Consider the following 17,503-nt stretch of genomic DNA (forward strand, 5'->3'; position numbering starts at 1 on the left):
ATACTTTGTCCTGCCAGATCGAGAAATCACCAAATTTTCCAATAGGAGACTGGAGCGCCAACGGACGTATCCGCTATGGTACGCGTGTTCGTATCAGCGTGGTTTCACCCGACCGCGAGCACATGCACGTTGGTGCATAACAACAACCAGTATAGGGAGACGAGACGTGGAAACCTTTACCAATCTACTGTCAGCCATCGAGGGGGTCGTATGGGGCCCCTTGATGCTGGTGCTGTTGCTGGGCGTCGGCCTGTATCTGCAGGCGGGGCTGCGCTTCCTGCCCATCCGCAAGCTGGGCATGGGCTTCAAGCTCCTGTGGCAGGGACGCACCACCGCGAAGGGCGAGGAGGGGGAGGGTGAGGTCTCGCCCTTCAACGCGCTCATGACCTCGCTGTCGGCCACCATCGGCACCGGCAACATCGCCGGTGTCGCCACCGCCATCTTCCTGGGTGGGCCCGGGGCGGTGTTCTGGATGTGGATCACCGCCCTGGTGGGCATGGCCACCAAGTTCTCCGAGGCCGTGCTGGCGGTGCGCTATCGTCAGGTCGACGAGGCCGGCGACCACGTCGGTGGCCCCATGTACTACATCCGCAACGGCCTCGGCAGGAAGTGGGGCTGGCTGGGCGGCGCCTTCGCGCTGTTCGGCGCCGTGGCCGCCTTCGGCATCGGCAACACCGTGCAGTCCAACTCCGTGGCCGACGGCCTCGGCCAGTCCATCGGCCTGCCGCACTGGATCACCGGCCTGGTGATCATGGTGCTCGCCGGCGCGGTGATCCTCGGCGGCATCAAGCGGATCGCCAAGGTGGCCGGGAAGCTGGTGCCGATCATGGCGGTGGCCTACATCGGCTGCGGCCTGCTGGTGCTGATCATCAACGCCGATCAGGTCGGCGCCGCCCTGGGCATGATCTTCGGTCACGCCTTCACGCCGATCTCCGCGGCGGGCGGCTTCGCCGGGGCCGCCGTGGCCAAGGCCATCCAGTTCGGCGTGGCGCGGGGCGTCTTCTCCAACGAGGCGGGCCTCGGCAGCGCGCCCATCGCCCACGCCGCGGCCCAGACCAAGAACCCGGTGCGCCAGGGCCTGATCGCCATGCTCGGGACCTTCATCGACACCATCGTGGTCTGCACCATCACCGCCCTGGCCATCCTGACCACCGCCTGGACCTCCGGCGAGACCGGCGCCTCCCTGACCGCCCTGTCCTTCGACGCGGCCCTGCCGGGCGTCGGCCAGTACGTGGTGTCCTTCGCCCTGGCGGTGTTCGCCTTCACCACCATCCTGGGCTGGGCCTTCTACGGCGAGAAGTGCTTCGAGTACCTGTTCGGCGTGGCCTCGATCAAGGTCTACCGGGTGGTCTACATCCTGGCGATCTTCGTCGGCTCGGTGCTGCCGCTGGGCTTCGTGTGGCTGCTGGCCAGCGTGTTCAACGCCATGATGGCCATCCCCAACCTGATCGCCCTGGCGCTGTTGTCGCCGGTGGTGTTCCAGCTGACCAGGGACTACTTCGAGGGCAGGCCCGTGCTGCCGGGCGAGGACCTCAACAAGTAAGCGACGGCGTGTCCGGCCCGGGGCCGGCCACGCCCGCTTTCCACTCATGGGAAGGGTGAAACGAACCGATGACCGAACAACGCAAGACCCCGCTTTACGATCTTCACGTCGAACTGGGCGGCAAGATGGTGCCCTTCGCCGGCCATGCCATGCCGGTGCAGTTCCCCCTCGGTGTGAAGAAGGAACATGAGCACACCCGCCAGGCCTGCGGCCTGTTCGACGTCTCGCACATGGGGCAGGTGCTGCTGCGCGGGCCCGAGCCGGCCGAGGCGCTGGAGACCCTGGTGCCGGCGGACCTGGTCGGCCTGGCCGAGGGCATGCAGCGCTACGGCCTGTTCACCAGCGAGGACGGCGGCATCCTCGACGACCTGATGATCGTCAATGCCGGCGACCACCTGTACCTGGTGGTGAACGCCGCCTGCAAGGAGCAGGACATCGCCCATCTGCGCCGCGGCCTTTCCGACCACGAGGTCGAGGTGCTGGATCGTGGTCTGCTGGCCCTGCAGGGCCCGAAGGCCGCCGCCGTCATGCAGCGCCTGTGTCCCGACGCCTGCCGCATGGTCTTCATGCAGCATGGTCGCTTCGAGATCGACGGCATTCCCGTGTGGATCAGCCGCAGCGGCTATACCGGCGAGGACGGCTTCGAGATCTCGGTGCCCGCCGAGCACAGCGAGGCCCTGGCGCGTCGCCTGCTCGCCGAGGACGAGGTCGCGCCGATCGGCCTGGGCGCGCGGGACTCGCTGCGCCTCGAGGCGGGGCTGTGCCTGTACGGCCACGATATCGACACCGGCACCACCCCGGTGGAAGGGGGCCTGATCTGGGCCATCGGCAAGCCGCGCCGGCGGGGCGGCGAGCGCCCCGGCGGCTTCCCGGGGGCCGACCTGATCCTGCACCAGGTCGCCGAGAAGGACCACCAGCGCAAGCGGGTGGGCCTGCTGGGGGAGGGCCGGGCGCCGGTCCGCGAGGGCAGCGAGCTGTTCGACGCCGATGGCAATCGCATCGGCGCGGTGACGTCGGGCGGCTTCGGCCCCAGCGTCGGCAAGCCGGTGGCCATGGGCTACGTGACCATCGACCAGGCCGAGGTCGGCACCACCGTGCATGCTGAGGTGCGCGGCAAGCGGTTGCCGATGACGGTCAGCAAGATGCCCTTCGTGGCGCCGGGATACTATCGCGGCTGACCTTATACCGTTATCTTGAGGTCATTCCACCAGCGGCCATCCCGAGAGGGGTGGCCGTTTTTCATGGTCCCGCTGCCGGTGGAGTGTCGCGTCCCGTCAGGTGGCGGCCGGCGTGACCCAGCGGAAGGTCAGGCTGATGCGCAGGGCATCGCCCCGGCGCGGCAGCAGGGCATGCTCGAGCGCCGTCTGGGTACCGGGGCCCATCAGCAGCAGGCTGTCGTGGGGCTGGTCCACATTGAAGGCCGGAGCGTGGCGGTCCTTCCAGCGGAAGCGCAGTGGGCGGTCGGCGCCCAGGGAGACGCCCACGATCAGCGGCGCGGGGCCCAGTTCCGGCTCGTCATCGCTGTGCCAGCCCATGCGCTCCTGGCCGTTTGCATAGCGGTTGAGCAGCACGCTGTTGAAGCGGGCCGGGTGACCGGCCTGGGCGAGGCGCCGGATCACGGCATCGCGGATGAGCACGACCGTCGGATGCCAGGGGGCCGGCAGGAAGTCCCGGCACGAGTAGCGATAGCGGGCCTCGCCCATCCAGACCTGGCGTCGCGGGATCGGATGCTCGCGGCCGTAGAGGCGTAGCCGCGGCCGCTGCCAGTCCAGCTCGTGGTCCAGGCGGTCGAGGGCGCTGTCCGCCGCGGGAGCGCCGAGCAGGTCGGTGAAGCGAATCAGCGCCGGCGAGGCCAGCAGCGCCTCGCCGCGGGGAGGGTCGAACGGGGCCATGCCCCGAGGATGCCAGCCCGCCGGCTAGCCGGCCAGGGCCAGGCTCGCCAGGGCGAAGGCATAGCCGATCGCCGCGCCGGCGGCCACGTCGCTGAGGTAGTGCAGCCCCAGGCCGACCCGCGACACCGCGATCAGCGCCACCAGCGGGACCAGGGCCGGCATCAGGGCGGGGCTGTGGGCCGCGACCAGGGTCAGGAACATCACCGCGTGAATGGTGTGCCCGCTGGGGAAGCTGTAGCGGTCTCGGGCCGGCTCCTGGCAGGGAATGCTGGCGAAGGTGATGAAGGGGCGCTCGCGGCACAGGCGGGTCTTGAGCAGACGGTAGACGACGATGGCCGCCGCGGCCGTCAGGGCATACTGGGCGGCCAGTCGCCAGCCCGCCTGGGGGTGCAGCCAGGGCTGGGCGAGGATCACCACGACCCAGATCGGCCAGTCGCCGAGCTTGCTGGCCAGGCGCAGGGTGGCGAGCCAGGGCCGGTGGATGCTGAAGCCGGCCAGTCGCTGGCAGAGCTGCCACTCCAGCAGGTCGAGGCGTTCAAATACGGCAGGGGCGCGTGGTTTCATCGGACATCTCCCGGGCAAGGGTCAGGGCGGCGAGGAAGTCGTCGGTGATGGCCGGCCAGCGATAGTGCAGCGCCCGCTCCCGGGCGGCCCGCCCCAGCCGGCCATAGCGGGCCGGCTGCTGGCACAGCGTGACGGCGGCATCGAGGAAGCCGGTCTCGTCGCCGACGGCCAGGCTGACGCCGTTGACGTCATCGTCGATCAGCTCGGCGCCGGCGGCGTGGCGGAAGGCCACCGTGGCCAGGCCGCTGGCCATGGCCTCGAGGAGCACGTTGCCCCAGGTCTCGGAAATGGAGGGGAAGATGAAGAGGTCGGCGCTGGCATAGTGGCGGGCCAGGCTCGCGGCGTCGATGAAACCGGTGAAGTGGACCTCGGGCAGCGCCTTCTCCAGCGCTGCCCGGCCCGGGCCGTCGCCGACCGCGACGAGGGTCATGTCCGGGCGGGCGGCGAGCATTGCCGTGAAGGTGTCGCGCAGCAGGTCGAGGTTCTTCTCGGGTGCCAGCCGCCCCACGTAGAGCGCCACCGGCCGATGGGCGTCGCTGCCCCAGGCCGCGCGCAGGGTCGGGTCTCGGTGGCGGGGGGAGAAGTGCTCGCCGTCGATGCCCCGGGCCATCACCCGCACCCGCTCGAAGCCCCGGGCGGTGAGGGACCGGGCCTGGTCCCGGGTGGGGACCAGGGTGGCCCCGCAGCGGTTGTGGAAGTGCCTCAGCCGTCGGGTGACCAGGGAGGACAGCCAGCCGACGCCATAGTCGCGGCAGTAGTGATCGAAGTTGGTGTGCCAGCCGCCGACCACGGGGATACCGAGTCGTTCGGCCACGCCCAGCGCCGACCAGCCCAGCGGCCCCTCGGTGGCCAGGTAGACGACATCGGGGCGGTCGGCCTCCCAGAGGCGGCGGATCCGGCGTGCCGCGGGCAGGCCCAGGCGCACCTCCCGGTAGCCGGGCACCGACATGCCACGGACCTGGAGCTCGGCGGTGATGCCCTCGGCGACATGCGGGCTCCCGGCGGGGCGCGGACGGATCAGTTGCAGCGTCATGCCGCGCCGCAGCAGGTCGTCGCTGAGGCGTCCCAGGGTATGGGCCACGCCGTTGATGTCCGGTGACCAGGTTTCGCTGACCAGGCAGATGCGCATGTCGTCCCTCGTGGCGTCGCGGGCCGGGATGGCCCCCGTCAGTCACGACGATGCCCGAGGCGCGTGACAGCGGGGCGACAGCGCGGTGAAGCGGGGATGACAGCCCCGGCGGATCAGCGCAGTACCGTGGTCGGGTCGATGGGCTTGCCGCCGTGTCGCATGTCGAAGAGCAGCTCATGGCGTCCGCTGGCGGCATGCAGGCCGATCTCGCAGAGCGGCGTGCCGCGACGGACCTCCTTGCCGCTCTCGACCAGCAGCGTCTCGCACAGGGCGTAGACGCTCTGCAGGTTGTCGGGGTGATGGACGATCACCACCCGGCCCAGCTGGCGCATGCTGCCGGCGAAACGCACCTGGCCATCGGCGACGGCCCTGGCCCGGGCCCCCTCGCCGGTGGCCAGCAGCATCGGCTGGAGGGTGCCGCGGCCATCGGGACCGTAGCGCCGTGCCACCCGGTAGTCGTCCAGGGGCCAGGGCCAGCCGCTGGCCTGGCGTGGCACCTCGCCGGGGTCCGGCAGGCGGGTCCGCGACGGGCGCGAAGGGGCTGGCGTGGCCGTGCTCCGGGAGGCCTGGCGGGCGCCGCCCAGCGGCACCTGGATCAGCTGCCCCACCTCGAGGTCGGTGGCCGCGATATTCGGATTGGCCGCCGCCACGCGGCCGGGGGCCGTGCCGAAGCGCCGCGCGATGGCGGTGTAGGTGTCGCCGGGGCGCACCTGATAGCGATAGGGGCCGCCGGAGGGCGCCCGCTCGCGGCGGCTGGGCACCAGCAGGCGCTGCCCCACGGCGAGGCGGCGGGGGTCGACGCCGGGGTTGAAGCGCCGCAGGCGGACCAGCGGCACCTCGGCACGCCGGGCGATCTCGCCGAGGGTGTCGCCGCGCTGGATGGTGATCCAGTTGCCGGCCAGCGGCTCGCCGCCCCGCAGGGCGCCCGTGGGCGTTCCGGCACAACCGGCCAGCAGGACGAACAGCAGGATCAGGGCGAGTCGAGGGCGGCGTCCTTGGCCTGCCACAGGGCGTTGAGCCATGAGTGGAAGCGTTCCTTGTAGATCGGGTCTTGGTGGTAGTCGCCTTGCAGCATCCAGGCCGGCACCGCCAGGTACCGGGCCTGCAGGTGGATGGTTTGTTCGCGGCCGCAGAGGAAGTCCCAGAAGCGGGGCGCGGGATTGTCGTAGCTGATCGTCACGTCGAGGATGCCGCCGAGGCGGTCGCCGAGCAGGCTCAGGACCTGGGCGATGCCGCCGGCCCGGGGCGGCAGCAGGTGACGATAGGGGCTGCGGCGTGCGGCATGCTTGGCCGGCGTGAAGCGGGTGCCTTCGACGAAGTTGTAGATGGCGATGGGCCGTTCCCGGGCATGGCGGCACATGCGCTCGGTCGCTTCCCGGTCGCGACGGGCCAGGTGCGGATGGCGTTCCCGCTGCTCCCGGCTCATGCGCCGCAACATGGGAAATTCCAGGGCCCAGAAGGCCAGGCCGATCACGGGCAGCCAGATCAGTTGGCGCTTGACGAAGAAGTGCGGCATGGGGATGCGTCGGTGCAGGGCCATGAAGAGCACGAAGATGTCGGTCCAGCTGCGATGGTTGGAGAGCACCAGCCACCAGTCGTCCCGGGTCAGGCCGTCCGGCAGGTCCAGGCGCAGGTCGGGCCGTACCCAGTGGCCTATCCACCAGAGGTTGCCGTCGACCCACCAGCGGGCGATGGCGTTGAGCCCGAACAGCACCCGCCGACGCAGCGGGCGCCCCGGCGTGACCAGCTTGAGCAGGGTGAGCGCGATCAGCGGCACCGCCCAGAACAGGGTGTTGAGGGTCAGCAGCAGCAGGCTGACGATCCCCCTGAGGGTCGACATGCCGGTCTCCTTCGTCATCGTCGTGAAAGGCAATGCTAATGGATCACGGCGAGGGTGCCCAGCGTTGAGGCCAACGGCATCGAGGCGTCGTTCGACGGAGATGGCCAGGGGCCACGACGTGGCGTTGGCAAGCGTCATTCCTGCAGGTCGGGCAGGTCCTCGAACAAGGCCAGGGCCTCGGGGTTGGCGAGCGCCTCGCGGTTCTTGACGGGCTGTCCGTGGACGATGTTGCGCACCGCCAGCTCCACGAGCTTGCCCGAGCGGGTGCGCGGCAGGTCGTCGACCTGGAGGATCTTCGCCGGGACATGCCGCGGCGTGGTGTTGGCGCGGATGGTGTCGCGGATCGTCTGGCGCAGGGCGTCGTCCAGGGTCAGCCCCTCGCGCAGGCGCACGAAGAGCACCACCCGCACATCGTCCTGCCACTCCTGAGCGATGCACAGCGACTCGAGTACCTCCTCGACCTTCTCCACCTGGCGGTAGATCTCGGCGGTGCCGATGCGCACCCCGCCGGGGTTGAGCACGGCGTCGGAGCGGCCGTGGATGATCAGGCCGTCCTCCGCGGTGATTTCCGCCAGGTCGCCGTGGGCCCAGATGCCGGGAAAGGTGGCGAAGTAGGCGTCGTGATAGCGGCTGCCGTCGGGGTCGTTCCAGAAGCCCACCGGCATGGCGGGGAACGGCTGGGTGCAGACCAGTTCCCCCTTCCCCCCGCGCAGCGGCCGGCCGTCGTCGTCGAGGACGTCCACGGCCATGCCCAGCCCGCGGCACTGCAGTTGGCCACGGTAGACGGGGCGAATCGGACAGCCCAGGGCGAAGCAGGAGACGATATCGGTACCGCCGGAGATCGAGGCGAGCAGCAGGTCGGCCTTGATGTCCCGGTACACATAGTCGAAGGATTCATGGGTCAGGGCCGAGCCGGTGGAGAGCACCACGCGCAGCCGCGAGAGGTCATGGTCGCGGCCCGGCACCAGGCCTTCCTTCTCGCAGGCGGCGAGATACCGGGCGCTGGTGCCGAACACCGTCACCCCTTCGCGCTCGGCCATCGCCCAGAGGGCGTCGGGAGACGGCGCGAAGGGGGCGCCATCGAACAGCACCAGGGTGGCGCCGCTGGCGAGTCCCGAGACCAGCCAGTTCCACATCATCCAGCCACAGGTGGTGTAGTAGAAGAAGACATCGTCCGCGCGCAGGTCGGTATGCAGGCGATGCTCCTTGAGGTGCTGGAGCAGGGTCCCCCCGGCGGAGTGGACGATGCACTTGGGCGTGCCGGTGGTGCCCGAGGAGTAGAGGATATACAGCGGCTGGTCGAAGGGCAGGGAGGCGAAGGTCGGCTCGTCCGCCTCCCCGGCCAGGTAGTCGTCCCAGGCCACCGCGCCCGGGATGTCGCCGAGGTCGGGACGGTCGTCGAGGAAGGGGAAGACCACCACGTCCGCCAGCTCCTCGAGGGCCGCGGCGACCTGCGCCAGTCGCGGGCGGATATCGATCTCCTTGCCGTTCCAGGTGTAGCCGTCGGCGGCGATCAGCACCTTGGGCTCGATCTGGCCGAAGCGGTCGAGCACCCCCTGGGCGCCGAAGTCGGGCGAGCAGGAGGACCAGATGGCGCCGAGACTGGCGGTGGCCAGCATGGCGATCACCGCCGGCTCCGCATTGGGCGCCAGGCCGGCGACCCGGTCGCCTGGCGTCACGCCACTGGCACGCAGCGCCGCGGCCAGGCGCGCCACCTGGCGATACAGCTCGCCGTAGCTCAGGCTGCGCCGCCGGCCGCGCTCGTCCAGGGCGACCAGGGCCGGGTGGTCGTCCCGGCGACGCAGCAGGTTGGCGGCGAAGTTGAGTCGTGCCTCGGGGAACCAGCGGGCGCCGGGCATCGCCTCGGGATCGACGAGTACCCGTTCGCCGCGGGTCTCGGCGACGATCTCGAAGGTCTGCCACAACAGCGCCCAGAAGGCCTCGGGGTGGGCGAGACTCCAGGCGTGCAGGGCCCCGTAGTCGGTGAGGGTCTCGCCATGGACATCCTGGATACGCCGCATCAGGGCCGTCATCTGGGTGGCCGCGACCGCCTCGGGGGACGGTTGCCAGACTGGGGTGGCCATATGCTTCCCTCCCTCGCCGTGCCGTTACCCTGAGCTTAGCATCGGCGTCGGCACGCTTTCCTGCAGCACCTCCCGCAGGGCCTGGGCGGCCACCGAGAGGTCATCGGCGCTGGGCGAGAGGATGCCCACCGCCCGCTCGATGATCGGCGCATGCAGCGGCAGGCAGTGGGCGCCGAGTTCCTGCATCTGGTGGATGCACAGCGAGGGGACGGCGCTGACGCCGAGACCGCTGGCGACCATGCGTCCGACGGTGGCCAGCTGGTGGCTCTCGAAGGCCACCGGCAGTTCGATCCCCTGCAGGCGCAGCTGCTGCTCGAGGAGCCGGCGGACCATGGAGGGACGCTGCAGGGTGATGAAGTCCCGGGTCAGCAGCGCCGGCCAGTCGATCGAGGCGCGCGTCGCCAGGGCCGAGGCGGCGGGGACCACGGCGACGAAGCGGTCCACGTAGAGGGGGGCGAAGTGCATCGACTGGGCGGCCTCGGGCTCGAAGGCGATGCCCAGCTCGACGCGGCCCTGGTGGACCATGTCGATGACCTGCTCGTTGATGACGTCGTGGACGGTCACGTTGATGCGCGGATAGCGCTTGCGGAAGGCCATCAGCACGTCGGGCAGCTGGTTGCCGGCGAAGGAGGGCATGGCGGCCACGGCGACGCGGCCCAGGCGCAGGGTGAAGCGCTGGCGCAACAGCTCCTCGGTGTTGTCCCAGTCGGCCAGCAGGCGCTCGGCGAGCGGGACCAGCGACTCGCCTTCCGGGGTCAGCCGCACGCTGCGGGTGCTGCGGGTCAGCAGCCGTCCGCCCAGGCTTTCCTCCAGGCCCTTGATGGTCAGGCTCAGGGCCGGCTGGGAGAGATGGAGTCGCTCGCAGGCCTGGGTGAAGCTCAGGGTCTGGGCCACGGCGAGGAAGGCCCGGAGTTGCTTGACGGTCATGGCGGCCTCCGCGGTGGCGTCGATTAATTTGAAATATAAAATAATCGATAAGAAAAACAAACTTAACAAATATATTGCCTGCCGCGACACTGCCAGAACCGCGATAACAACCATCCTCCAACCATCTGAGGCAGCGATATGGCCGGATTCGACAAGCGTGTGCATTCCTATGAAGAGGCGATGGCCGGCATCGAGAGCGGTATGACCGTCATCGCCGGTGGCTTCGGGCTGTGCGGGATCCCCGAGAACCTGATTGCCGAGATCAAGCGGCGGGGCGTCAAGGACCTGACCGTCTACTCCAACAACTGCGGCGTCGACGGCTTCGGCCTGGGCCTGCTGCTGGAAGACCGCCAGATCAGCACCATCCATGCCTCCTACGTGGGCGAGAACGCGCTCTTCGAGCAGCAGATGCTGGAAGGCGAGATCGAGGTGGTGCTGACCCCCCAGGGCACCCTGGCCGAGAAGATGCGGGCGGGCGGCGCCGGCATTCCCGCCTTCTACACCGCCACCGGCTACGGTACCCCCATCGGCGAGGGCAAGGAGGTCCGCGAGTTCGGCGGCCGGCACTATATCCTCGAGGAATCCGTGGTAGGGGACTTCGCCATCGTCAAGGGCTGGAAGGCCGACCGCTACGGTAACGTCGTCTACCGCGACACCGCCCAGAACTTCAATCCGCTGGCCGCCACCGCGGGCAAGATCACCGTGGTCGAGGTCGAGGAGATCGTCGAGCCCGGCGAGCTCGAGCCGGACCAGATCCACACCCCGGGCATCTACGTCGATCGCATCATCCAGGGCAGCTTCGAGAAGCGCATCGAGAAGCGCACCGTCCACCAGGGCTGAGCGTTTTTCTCCATCTCCCGGACATTCGCCGTTGGATAGCGCGAGAGGCGCCGGGGGCAGATCGTAGAGGAGGTCCTACGCCATGGAATGGCGTCGGTAGCGCCCAGGGAAGGGTTCACAGCGCCTCCTCGTGGATCTGCCGCCGGCATTGGCCTCGAGCAGGGTTCACCGGCGCTTATCCCTTACAAGACACAAGAGGCATCAAGATGGCACTGACTCGCGAACAGATGGCAATGCGCGTGGCGCGCGAACTCGAGGACGGTTTCTACGTCAACCTGGGCATCGGTATCCCCACCCTGGTCGCCAACTATGTCCCGGACGACATCGACGTGATGCTGCAGTCCGAGAACGGCCTGCTCGGCATGGGGCGCTTCCCCACCGAGGAGGAGGTGGACCCGGACATGATCAACGCCGGCAAGCAGACGGTCACCGCCCGGCCCGGCGCGGCGATCTTCTCCTCGGCGGAGTCCTTCGCCATGATCCGTGGCGGCCACGTGGACCTCACCGTGCTGGGCGCCTTCGAGGTCGACCAGCACGGCAACATCGCCTCCTGGATGATCCCGGGCAAGCTGATCAAGGGCATGGGCGGCGCCATGGACCTGGTGGCGGGGGCCGAGAACATCATCTGCACCATGACCCATGCTTCCAAGCACGGCGAGTCCAAGCTGCTCGAGCAGTGCAGCCTGCCGCTCACCGGCGCCGGCTGCATCAACCGGGTGCTCACCGACCTCGCCTACCTGGAGATCGAGAACGGCGCCTTCGTGCTCAAGGAGCGCGCCCCGGGCGTGTCCGTCGAGGAGATCGTCGAGAAGACGGCCGGCAAGCTGATCGTGCCGGAGCACGTGCCGGAGATGACCTTCACGGAGTAAGCCGGCGCATCTCGTCTTGACCCGCCTCGGCCCGGACCCCGTGTCCGGGCCGAGGCGTGTCGGGATGCCGAAATTCTGACCATTCCGAGCGACACCTCGCTGTCAGGCCGATCCCACACGGTTGTCCGTCACCGGTGCACAGCGTTATCCACAGAATCTGTGGATGGTCCGGTCAGCTGAGCTCGCAGCGGGTATGGTGGGGGAGCAGCAATTCGACGGTGCGCTCCTGGTTGGCGCTGACCTGCTTCTGGACGAGTGCCAGCCCGCCCAGGGCCAGCCGATGCTCATCGCCCTCGGCGAAGGCCAGCCGACGGGGCAGCGTCGGGTAGAAGCGGTAGTCCAGCAGGGGGGAAATCGGAAAGACGCCGTGGTGGCGGTCGGCGTCGCCGCTCAGGCCAGTGTCGCGCAGGCGGGTGTCCAGCCGGCCGATGTCCTCGCCGAGGCGGGCGCAGTCGAAGCCCGGGTGATGCAGCCTGGGCCCCATCACCGCCAGCCAGCCGGCCAGCGGATGAGCCGCCGCCAGGGCCTGGTAGCTCGCCCAGTCGGGCATCGGCCAGGGCCGGGCGCGACACAGCAGGTTCTGGCCGCGGGTCGCCTCGGGTGGGGCCTGCGTCACCAGCCGTTCCAGGGCCGCCCGGGGCCCCCGCGAGAGAGTGCCGAGCTGCAGCTCGGCGAGCACCAGCCAGGCGCCCTCGTCGGGGGCAGCCAGCAGCGTCACCAGCAGCCCCCGGTCGGCCATGGCATAGCGCTGCACGGGACGGTAGCCGAAGCGCACCAGGGTCGGCAGCAGCGCCTCCATCGACCAGGGGCCATGGTTGAGGGTCAGCAGGGCCAGATATTCCGGTGGGGTCTCCACCGGCCACAGCCGCAGCCCGCCGATATCCGGGTGGTGGTGGACATAGTCCAGCCACAGTTGCTGAACGAACTCTTCACGTTGCATCCTGCCTTGCCCTCTGTGCTGGTGCCCTGTGCGCTGACTCTACGCAGTGTAAGCGGCGGGGGTGTGGGCGGATTCAACGAGGCAGGAACGCCGTGGCCCGAAACGCGAAAACCGCCCGTAGGCGGTTCTCGGTGCGCGGTGTCGGAGGCTCAGGCGCTGGCGGTCAGCCACTCCTGGTCGCGCACGTACTGGTCGAACTCGGTGAAGCCGCCCACGTGGGTCTGGTCGACGAAGATCTGCGGCACGGTCTCGACCGGCTTGCCGATGGTCTTCTCCATGTCGGCCTTGGTGATGCCTTCCTCGTGGATATCCACGTAACGGAAGCCCGCGATGGCGCCGGTGCCTTCCAGCCTCTCGGCGAGTTCCTTGGCGCGCACGCAGAACGGGCAGGCGGGACGACCGAAGATAACGACGAACATCAACTACTCCTTGCATCCGGGGATGCGTGAAATGGGTCGGGGAAAAAACTGGCGCCATTGTGAACGAGCGCAGCGGATTTGACCAATAGGCGAGGCCTGATGGGGTCATTGCCGGGGACTATCGGGCGGGCCTCAGAACGTCGCCAGCTCGCTGGCATCGGCGCGGCGCAACAGGTTGCCGAGCTCGTCATAGAGGGCGGGGCTGGTGACCAGCAGGTTCTCGCCGTAGAGCTCCTCGGGGATACCGCCGGGACCGGGATAGAGATGGCCGGTGCGGGCCCCGGCCTCACGGGCGATCAGCAGGCCGGCGGCGAAGTCCCAGGGCGAGACGCTCTCGTAGTAGGCATCGAGGCGCCCGCAGGCCACGTCGCAGAGGTCGAGGGCCGCCGAGCCGTTGCGCCGCACGTCCTGGCAGTGGGTGAGCACGGCCATCAGCCGGCGCATCAGCGGCGGGCGACTGTCGCGACGGTAGGGGAAGCCGGTACCCACCAGGCAGCGTGCCAGGTCCCGGGTGCGGCTGGCGTGGATCGGTTCGCCGTTGCGCCAGGCGCCGCGGCCGGCCAGGGCCGTGAAGGTCTCGTCGAGGAAGGGCGCGTGGACCACCCCGAGCTTGAGGTGACCGCCGCTCACCCAGCCGATGGAGACGGCCACGTGGCGCAACCCATGGGCGAAGTTGACGGTGCCGTCGATGGGGTCCACCACCCACATGTCCTGGGTGTGTTCGAGGGCCTCGCGGTCGGGGGCCAGTTCCTCGCTCAGGCGATGCTCGTCGGGAAAGCTCGCCTCCAGGCGATCGCCGATATAGGTGTCCACCTCGACGTCGGTATCGGTCACCAGTTCCTGGCCGTGCTTGAAGCGGTGCTCGATGCCGCCTTCCTCGCGGGCCTCGGCGATCTGGCGCCCGGCGTGGCGGGCAATGTCGACGGCGATCTCGAGGCGGTTCTCGGGGCTCATGACGGCTCCTCGGGCTGGGGGAAGGACGCCTTCATGCTAGCAGCTCGCCCGGCCCCTGCCGAATGCCCGGCCGAGCCCCTATACTGTCGCCCCGACACCCGCCGGAGGACGACATGCAGGCATTGACGGCCGAACAATATGCCCGGCTGCAGCAGCTGGCCCGGGCCTGGGAGCGCCACCATCTCAGGGCGGCCAAGGCCGAGGCGCACTACAACCCCCGGCTGGGGGTGGATGCGCTGTGCTTCCAGCCCCATGCCCTGGAGGAGGGGCGCGAGGTGCTGCTCGGCGCGCTGATCACCCCGCTGTCGCTGTCCCTGGCCCTGGTGCCGCTCCAGGACGAGCCGCCCCCGGCGCCCGAGGCCCTGCGTCGGGTGTCCCTGCCCTCCGGGGTCTATCCCTTCCGTCCCCTGGCCCTCGAGGGCCAGCCGGGGCTGTGGGTCTGCGAGCTGCTCGATGACCTGTCCGATGTCGGCTCGCTGCACGAGGGCAGTCGCCTGGCCCAGCGGTTGATGGAAAGGGTCATGACGCCGCCGCCCTGAACTGGTGCTGTACGTTGCGGCCCCTTATGCTGGACGGGCCCATCTCCCGGCAACCCTCAAGGAGCCAACATGACCGCAACTGCCCCTACCCCTCGCGTCGCCCTGGTCACCGGGACCAGCAGCGGTATCGGCGAGGCCGTGGTACGCCACTTCTGCGAGCAGGGCCACCAGGTGTTGGCCGTGGACTTCAACCCCGCCGGCCAGGAGGTCGCCGAGCGAGCCGGGGCCGCCTTCTTCCAGGCCGACCTGACCGATGGCGAGGCCTGCAAGGCGGCGGTTCAGGAGGCCCTCAAGCGATTCGGCCACCTGGATATCCTGGTCAACAACGCCGGCATCCAGCACGTCTCGCCCATCGAGGACTTCCCGGAGGACCAGTGGCGCCGCATCATCGACCTGATGCTGACCGCGCCCTTCCTGCTGACCCAGGCGGCCTGGCCCTCCATGCGCGAGGGCGGCTGGGGGCGTATCGTCAACGTCGCCTCGGTGCATGCCCAGGTGGCCTCCCCGGGCAAGGCCGCCTATGTCAGCGCCAAGCACGGCATGATCGGCCTGACCAAGACCGCCGCGCTGGAGGGCGGCAGCCAGGGCATTACCGCCAACGCCATCTGCCCCGCCTACGTGAAGACGCCGCTGGTCGACAACCAGATCGCCGACCAGGCCAAATTGCACGGCATGGAGGAGCAGGAGGTGGTCGAGCAGATCATGCTCAAGAACGCCGCGGTCAAGCGGCTGATCGAGCCCGCCGAGGTGGCCTCGCTGGTGGGCTACCTGGCCTCCGATGCCGCCGGGGCGGTCACCGGCGCGAGCTGGAACATCGACCTGGGGTGGACGGCGCAGTAAGACGCGGCTGCGCCGGGAGCCGTAAGCTTTAAGCTGGAAGAGCGGCGCTACGCGCCTGGAAGAGCCGGGCTTCGCCCGGAGCTGGAAGATCGCCCGCTCCGCGGCAGTAAGCTGGAAGCTTGAAGAGCCCCCCTTGACTCGGGCTCTGGAAGCCACACGCTGCCTTCCAGCTTGCGGCGTTATCGCCTGACCGGCCGCTTCTGCAGCTTGCGCTGCAGGGTGCGGCGGTGCATGCCGAGCGCCCGGGCGGTGGCGGAGATATTGCCGTCGTGTTCCTGCAGCACCTTCTGGATGTGCTCCCAGGTCAGGCGGTTGATCGAGGGCGGACGGTCGGCCACCTCGGCCTCGGGGTCGCCTTCCTCCTTGGCCAGGGCGGTGAGCACCTCGTCGGCGTCCGCCGGCTTGCACAGGTAGTTCACCGCGCCGAGCTTGATGGCCTCCACCGCCGTGGCGATGCTCGAGTAGCCGGTCAGCACCACCACCCGGCAGTCCGGGACCCGCTCCAGCAGCTCCGGCAGCAGCTTGAGCCCCGATTCCTGCTCCAGCTTGAGGTCCAGGGTGGCCAGCTCCGGCTGGTGCTGGCGGGCCAGGGAGAGGGCCTCGGCGGCGTCGTGGGCCACCAGGACCTCGAAGCCGCGCCGGCTCATGGCGCGATGCAGCACATGGCAGAACATCTCGTCGTCGTCGATGATCAGCAGGCGTTGGGCGGTGTCTTGCATGGCATCCTCGCGGGGGAGTCGATGGCCCTTGCGGTTCAGGCCGCGGGGTCGCTGCGGGGCAGGGTCACCTCGGTCAGGGTGCCGCCCTCGGGATGATTGTACAGGCTCACGCCGCCACCGAAGCGATTGATGGTGGCATGGGTCAGGAACAGGCCGATGCCGAGCCCCTTGCTCTTGGTGGAGACGAAGGTGTCGCCCAGCTGGTCGGCGATGGACAGTGCCACCCCGGGCCCATGGTCGCGGATGTCGATCACCACCTCCTCGTCGTTCCAGTCGAGCTGGATGGTGATGTCGTCGGGGTTGGCGTCGGCGGCATTGTTGAGCAGGTTGGTCAGCGCCTGGTCGAGGGTGGCGTCCACGGCCAGACGGGGCCGGCCGCGCCGCTCGGCGATCGCGAGACGATGCGCCACGTCCGGGCGCAGCACCAGCCAGCGCTGCACTACGGCGGCGAGCCAGTCGCCGGCCTCGCGAATCTCGGGCTGGGCCATGCGGCGACGGTCGGCGCTGTCCACCAGGTGGCGCAGGCGTGACTTGCAGGTGTCGACCTGCTGGCGCAGCAGGTCGATGTCGGTCTCCAGCTGGGTGTCGCCCCGGGCGTCCTGGCGCATCTCCTTGAGCAGCACGGCCATGGTCGACAGCGGGGTGCCCAGCTCGTGGGCGGTCCCGGCGGCCTGGGTGGCCACGGCGAGCACCTGTTCGTTGCGCAGCACCGCCTCCCGGGTGCGCGACAGCGCCTGCTCCCGGCTGCGCAGGGCCCGGGCCATCTTGTAGAGGAAGAAGGTCACCAGGCCGGCGGACAGCGCGAAGTTCAGCCACATGCCCAGGGTATGCAGGTTGATGGTGGTCTCGGCGTGGGGCATGCCGAGCTGGGGCACCGGGTGGTAGACGAACATCAGGAAACTGTAGGCGGCCATGGCCGCGGCGGCGATGGCCCAGGCATGGCGCCAGGGCAGGGTGGCGGCGGCGATGGTCACCGGCACCAGGTAGTAGTTGATGAAGGGATTGGTGGAGCCGCCGGTGAAGTAGAACAGCAGGGTCAGCCCGGCCACGTCGGCGAGCAGGTGGCTCAGGTACTCCCGGTGGGTGACGGCGCGGGGACGCCCCAGGCGCCACCAGGTGGCGACGTTGATCAGGCCCATCACCAGGATCACGCCGATGACCGCGGGGAGGTCCAGGGCGAAGCCCAGTCCCTCGACGCCGATGATGATGCCGGCCAGGAACCCCGTCCAGGTGATCCCGCGCACGATGGTCAGGCGCACCAGGTTGCGGTTGGGGGTGGAGAGCGGCAGGGGCAGGGCGGCTTGCATGGGGACTCCGCGGGCGATCGGTGCCGCGATGATAACCGATTGCCCCGCTGCGCCGCCTCTCCGCCGCCGCGGCGATGTGTCGCCCGGCTGCCCCCGG

The 17,503-nt window shown here is 69.4% G+C and carries 18 protein-coding genes; 6 read left to right on the forward strand and 12 right to left on the reverse strand.

Features of this window, described 5'->3' with window-relative positions:
- Positions 1-166 precede the first annotated feature (166 nt).
- Both OCT48_RS09070 and gcvT read left to right on the forward strand, forming a co-directional pair.
- Positions 167-1,543 (forward strand): alanine/glycine:cation symporter family protein, encoded by a 1,377-nt coding sequence (locus OCT48_RS09070; protein WP_263592363.1) that lies wholly within the window; start codon positions 167-169, stop codon positions 1,541-1,543.
- Between the two features lie 68 nt (positions 1,544-1,611).
- Positions 1,612-2,721 (forward strand): glycine cleavage system aminomethyltransferase GcvT, encoded by a 1,110-nt coding sequence (gene gcvT / locus OCT48_RS09075; protein WP_263592364.1) that lies wholly within the window; start codon positions 1,612-1,614, stop codon positions 2,719-2,721.
- Between the two features lie 96 nt (positions 2,722-2,817).
- On the opposite strand, the gene OCT48_RS09080 is transcribed toward gcvT, so the two are convergent.
- The 7 genes from OCT48_RS09080 to OCT48_RS09110 form a co-directional block, all read right to left on the reverse strand.
- Positions 2,818-3,435: an alpha-ketoglutarate-dependent dioxygenase AlkB family protein gene (locus OCT48_RS09080; RefSeq protein WP_263592365.1), complete on the reverse strand. Its 618-nt coding sequence runs from the start codon at positions 3,433-3,435 to the stop codon at positions 2,818-2,820.
- Between the two features lie 24 nt (positions 3,436-3,459).
- Positions 3,460-3,999, reverse strand: coding sequence for a phosphatase PAP2 family protein (locus tag OCT48_RS09085; RefSeq protein ID WP_263592366.1), 540 nt, complete (start codon positions 3,997-3,999; stop codon positions 3,460-3,462).
- Positions 3,971-5,128, reverse strand: coding sequence for a glycosyltransferase family 4 protein (locus OCT48_RS09090; protein ID WP_263592367.1), 1,158 nt, complete (start codon positions 5,126-5,128; stop codon positions 3,971-3,973). Before OCT48_RS09090 ends, OCT48_RS09085 begins: the two co-directional genes overlap by 29 nt.
- Positions 5,129-5,241: 113 nt before the next feature.
- Positions 5,242-6,150 (reverse strand): LysM peptidoglycan-binding domain-containing protein, encoded by a 909-nt coding sequence (locus OCT48_RS09095; RefSeq protein ID WP_263592368.1) that lies wholly within the window; start codon positions 6,148-6,150, stop codon positions 5,242-5,244.
- The gene (locus tag OCT48_RS09100; protein ID WP_263592369.1) at positions 6,099-6,968 is read right to left on the reverse strand and encodes an acyltransferase; all 870 of its coding nucleotides are present in this window, start codon (positions 6,966-6,968) and stop codon (positions 6,099-6,101) included. Before OCT48_RS09100 ends, OCT48_RS09095 begins: the two co-directional genes overlap by 52 nt.
- Positions 6,969-7,102: 134 nt before the next feature.
- Positions 7,103-9,052: an acetoacetate--CoA ligase gene (locus tag OCT48_RS09105; protein ID WP_263592370.1), complete on the reverse strand. Its 1,950-nt coding sequence runs from the start codon at positions 9,050-9,052 to the stop codon at positions 7,103-7,105.
- Between the two features lie 24 nt (positions 9,053-9,076).
- Positions 9,077-9,979 (reverse strand): LysR family transcriptional regulator, encoded by a 903-nt coding sequence (locus OCT48_RS09110; RefSeq protein ID WP_263592371.1) that lies wholly within the window; start codon positions 9,977-9,979, stop codon positions 9,077-9,079.
- A gap of 138 nt (positions 9,980-10,117) precedes the next feature.
- Between OCT48_RS09110 and OCT48_RS09115 the strand changes: the two genes are divergently transcribed.
- Positions 10,118-10,819 (forward strand): CoA transferase subunit A, encoded by a 702-nt coding sequence (locus OCT48_RS09115; RefSeq protein ID WP_263592372.1) that lies wholly within the window; start codon positions 10,118-10,120, stop codon positions 10,817-10,819.
- Positions 10,820-11,025: 206 nt separating this feature from the next.
- Positions 11,026-11,688, forward strand: coding sequence for a CoA transferase subunit B (locus tag OCT48_RS09120; RefSeq protein WP_263592373.1), 663 nt, complete (start codon positions 11,026-11,028; stop codon positions 11,686-11,688).
- Between the two features lie 172 nt (positions 11,689-11,860).
- Here OCT48_RS09120 and OCT48_RS09125 read toward each other — a convergent pair whose 3' ends face one another.
- From OCT48_RS09125 to OCT48_RS09135, 3 genes are all read right to left on the reverse strand, one after another.
- Complete coding sequence (locus OCT48_RS09125; protein WP_263592374.1) at positions 11,861-12,628, reverse strand: DUF1338 domain-containing protein; 768 nt, start codon at positions 12,626-12,628, stop codon at positions 11,861-11,863.
- Between the two features lie 149 nt (positions 12,629-12,777).
- Positions 12,778-13,047 (reverse strand): GrxA family glutaredoxin, encoded by a 270-nt coding sequence (locus OCT48_RS09130; protein WP_263592375.1) that lies wholly within the window; start codon positions 13,045-13,047, stop codon positions 12,778-12,780.
- A gap of 132 nt (positions 13,048-13,179) precedes the next feature.
- Positions 13,180-14,001: an inositol monophosphatase family protein gene (locus tag OCT48_RS09135; protein WP_263592376.1), complete on the reverse strand. Its 822-nt coding sequence runs from the start codon at positions 13,999-14,001 to the stop codon at positions 13,180-13,182.
- 113 nt (positions 14,002-14,114) lie between these two features.
- Here OCT48_RS09135 and hybE point away from each other — a divergent pair, with 113 nt between their 5' ends.
- A complete protein-coding gene (hybE, locus tag OCT48_RS09140; protein ID WP_263592377.1) occupies positions 14,115-14,540 on the forward strand; it encodes a [NiFe]-hydrogenase assembly chaperone HybE in 426 nt (141 codons plus the stop codon).
- A gap of 69 nt (positions 14,541-14,609) precedes the next feature.
- Positions 14,610-15,380, forward strand: coding sequence for a 3-hydroxybutyrate dehydrogenase (locus OCT48_RS09145; protein ID WP_263592378.1), 771 nt, complete (start codon positions 14,610-14,612; stop codon positions 15,378-15,380).
- Positions 15,381-15,559: 179 nt separating this feature from the next.
- Here the strand turns inward: OCT48_RS09145 and OCT48_RS09150 are convergent, their stop codons facing one another.
- Both OCT48_RS09150 and OCT48_RS09155 read right to left on the reverse strand, forming a co-directional pair.
- On the reverse strand, positions 15,560-16,099 hold the full coding sequence (locus OCT48_RS09150; protein ID WP_263592379.1) for a response regulator transcription factor: 540 nt from the start codon (positions 16,097-16,099) through the stop codon (positions 15,560-15,562).
- 35 nt (positions 16,100-16,134) lie between these two features.
- Entirely contained in the window at positions 16,135-17,406 is a 1,272-nt protein-coding gene (locus tag OCT48_RS09155) for an ATP-binding protein (RefSeq protein ID WP_263592380.1), read from the reverse strand.
- Positions 17,407-17,503 lie beyond the last annotated feature (97 nt).

The organism is Halomonas sp. M4R1S46, assembly GCF_025725685.1.
GTDB lineage: Bacteria > Pseudomonadota > Gammaproteobacteria > Pseudomonadales > Halomonadaceae > Halomonas.

Coding starts and splice junctions, on each gene's coding strand:
- OCT48_RS09150 (WP_263592379.1), bottom strand. CDS start 16,099: ATGCAAGACACCGCCCAACGCCTGCTGATCATCGACGACGACGAGATG.
- OCT48_RS09135 (WP_263592376.1), bottom strand. CDS start 14,001: ATGAGCCCCGAGAACCGCCTCGAGATCGCCGTCGACATTGCCCGCCAC.
- OCT48_RS09155 (WP_263592380.1), bottom strand. CDS start 17,406: ATGCAAGCCGCCCTGCCCCTGCCGCTCTCCACCCCCAACCGCAACCTG.
- OCT48_RS09120 (WP_263592373.1), top strand. CDS start 11,026: ATGGCACTGACTCGCGAACAGATGGCAATGCGCGTGGCGCGCGAACTC.
- OCT48_RS09105 (WP_263592370.1), bottom strand. CDS start 9,052: ATGGCCACCCCAGTCTGGCAACCGTCCCCCGAGGCGGTCGCGGCCACC.
- OCT48_RS09080 (WP_263592365.1), bottom strand. CDS start 3,435: ATGGCCCCGTTCGACCCTCCCCGCGGCGAGGCGCTGCTGGCCTCGCCG.
- OCT48_RS09110 (WP_263592371.1), bottom strand. CDS start 9,979: ATGACCGTCAAGCAACTCCGGGCCTTCCTCGCCGTGGCCCAGACCCTG.
- OCT48_RS09095 (WP_263592368.1), bottom strand. CDS start 6,150: ATGGCTCAACGCCCTGTGGCAGGCCAAGGACGCCGCCCTCGACTCGCC.
- OCT48_RS09125 (WP_263592374.1), bottom strand. CDS start 12,628: ATGCAACGTGAAGAGTTCGTTCAGCAACTGTGGCTGGACTATGTCCAC.
- OCT48_RS09145 (WP_263592378.1), top strand. CDS start 14,610: ATGACCGCAACTGCCCCTACCCCTCGCGTCGCCCTGGTCACCGGGACC.
- OCT48_RS09100 (WP_263592369.1), bottom strand. CDS start 6,968: ATGTCGACCCTCAGGGGGATCGTCAGCCTGCTGCTGCTGACCCTCAAC.
- hybE (WP_263592377.1), top strand. CDS start 14,115: ATGCAGGCATTGACGGCCGAACAATATGCCCGGCTGCAGCAGCTGGCC.
- OCT48_RS09090 (WP_263592367.1), bottom strand. CDS start 5,128: ATGCGCATCTGCCTGGTCAGCGAAACCTGGTCACCGGACATCAACGGC.
- OCT48_RS09115 (WP_263592372.1), top strand. CDS start 10,118: ATGGCCGGATTCGACAAGCGTGTGCATTCCTATGAAGAGGCGATGGCC.
- OCT48_RS09085 (WP_263592366.1), bottom strand. CDS start 3,999: ATGAAACCACGCGCCCCTGCCGTATTTGAACGCCTCGACCTGCTGGAG.
- gcvT (WP_263592364.1), top strand. CDS start 1,612: ATGACCGAACAACGCAAGACCCCGCTTTACGATCTTCACGTCGAACTG.
- OCT48_RS09130 (WP_263592375.1), bottom strand. CDS start 13,047: ATGTTCGTCGTTATCTTCGGTCGTCCCGCCTGCCCGTTCTGCGTGCGC.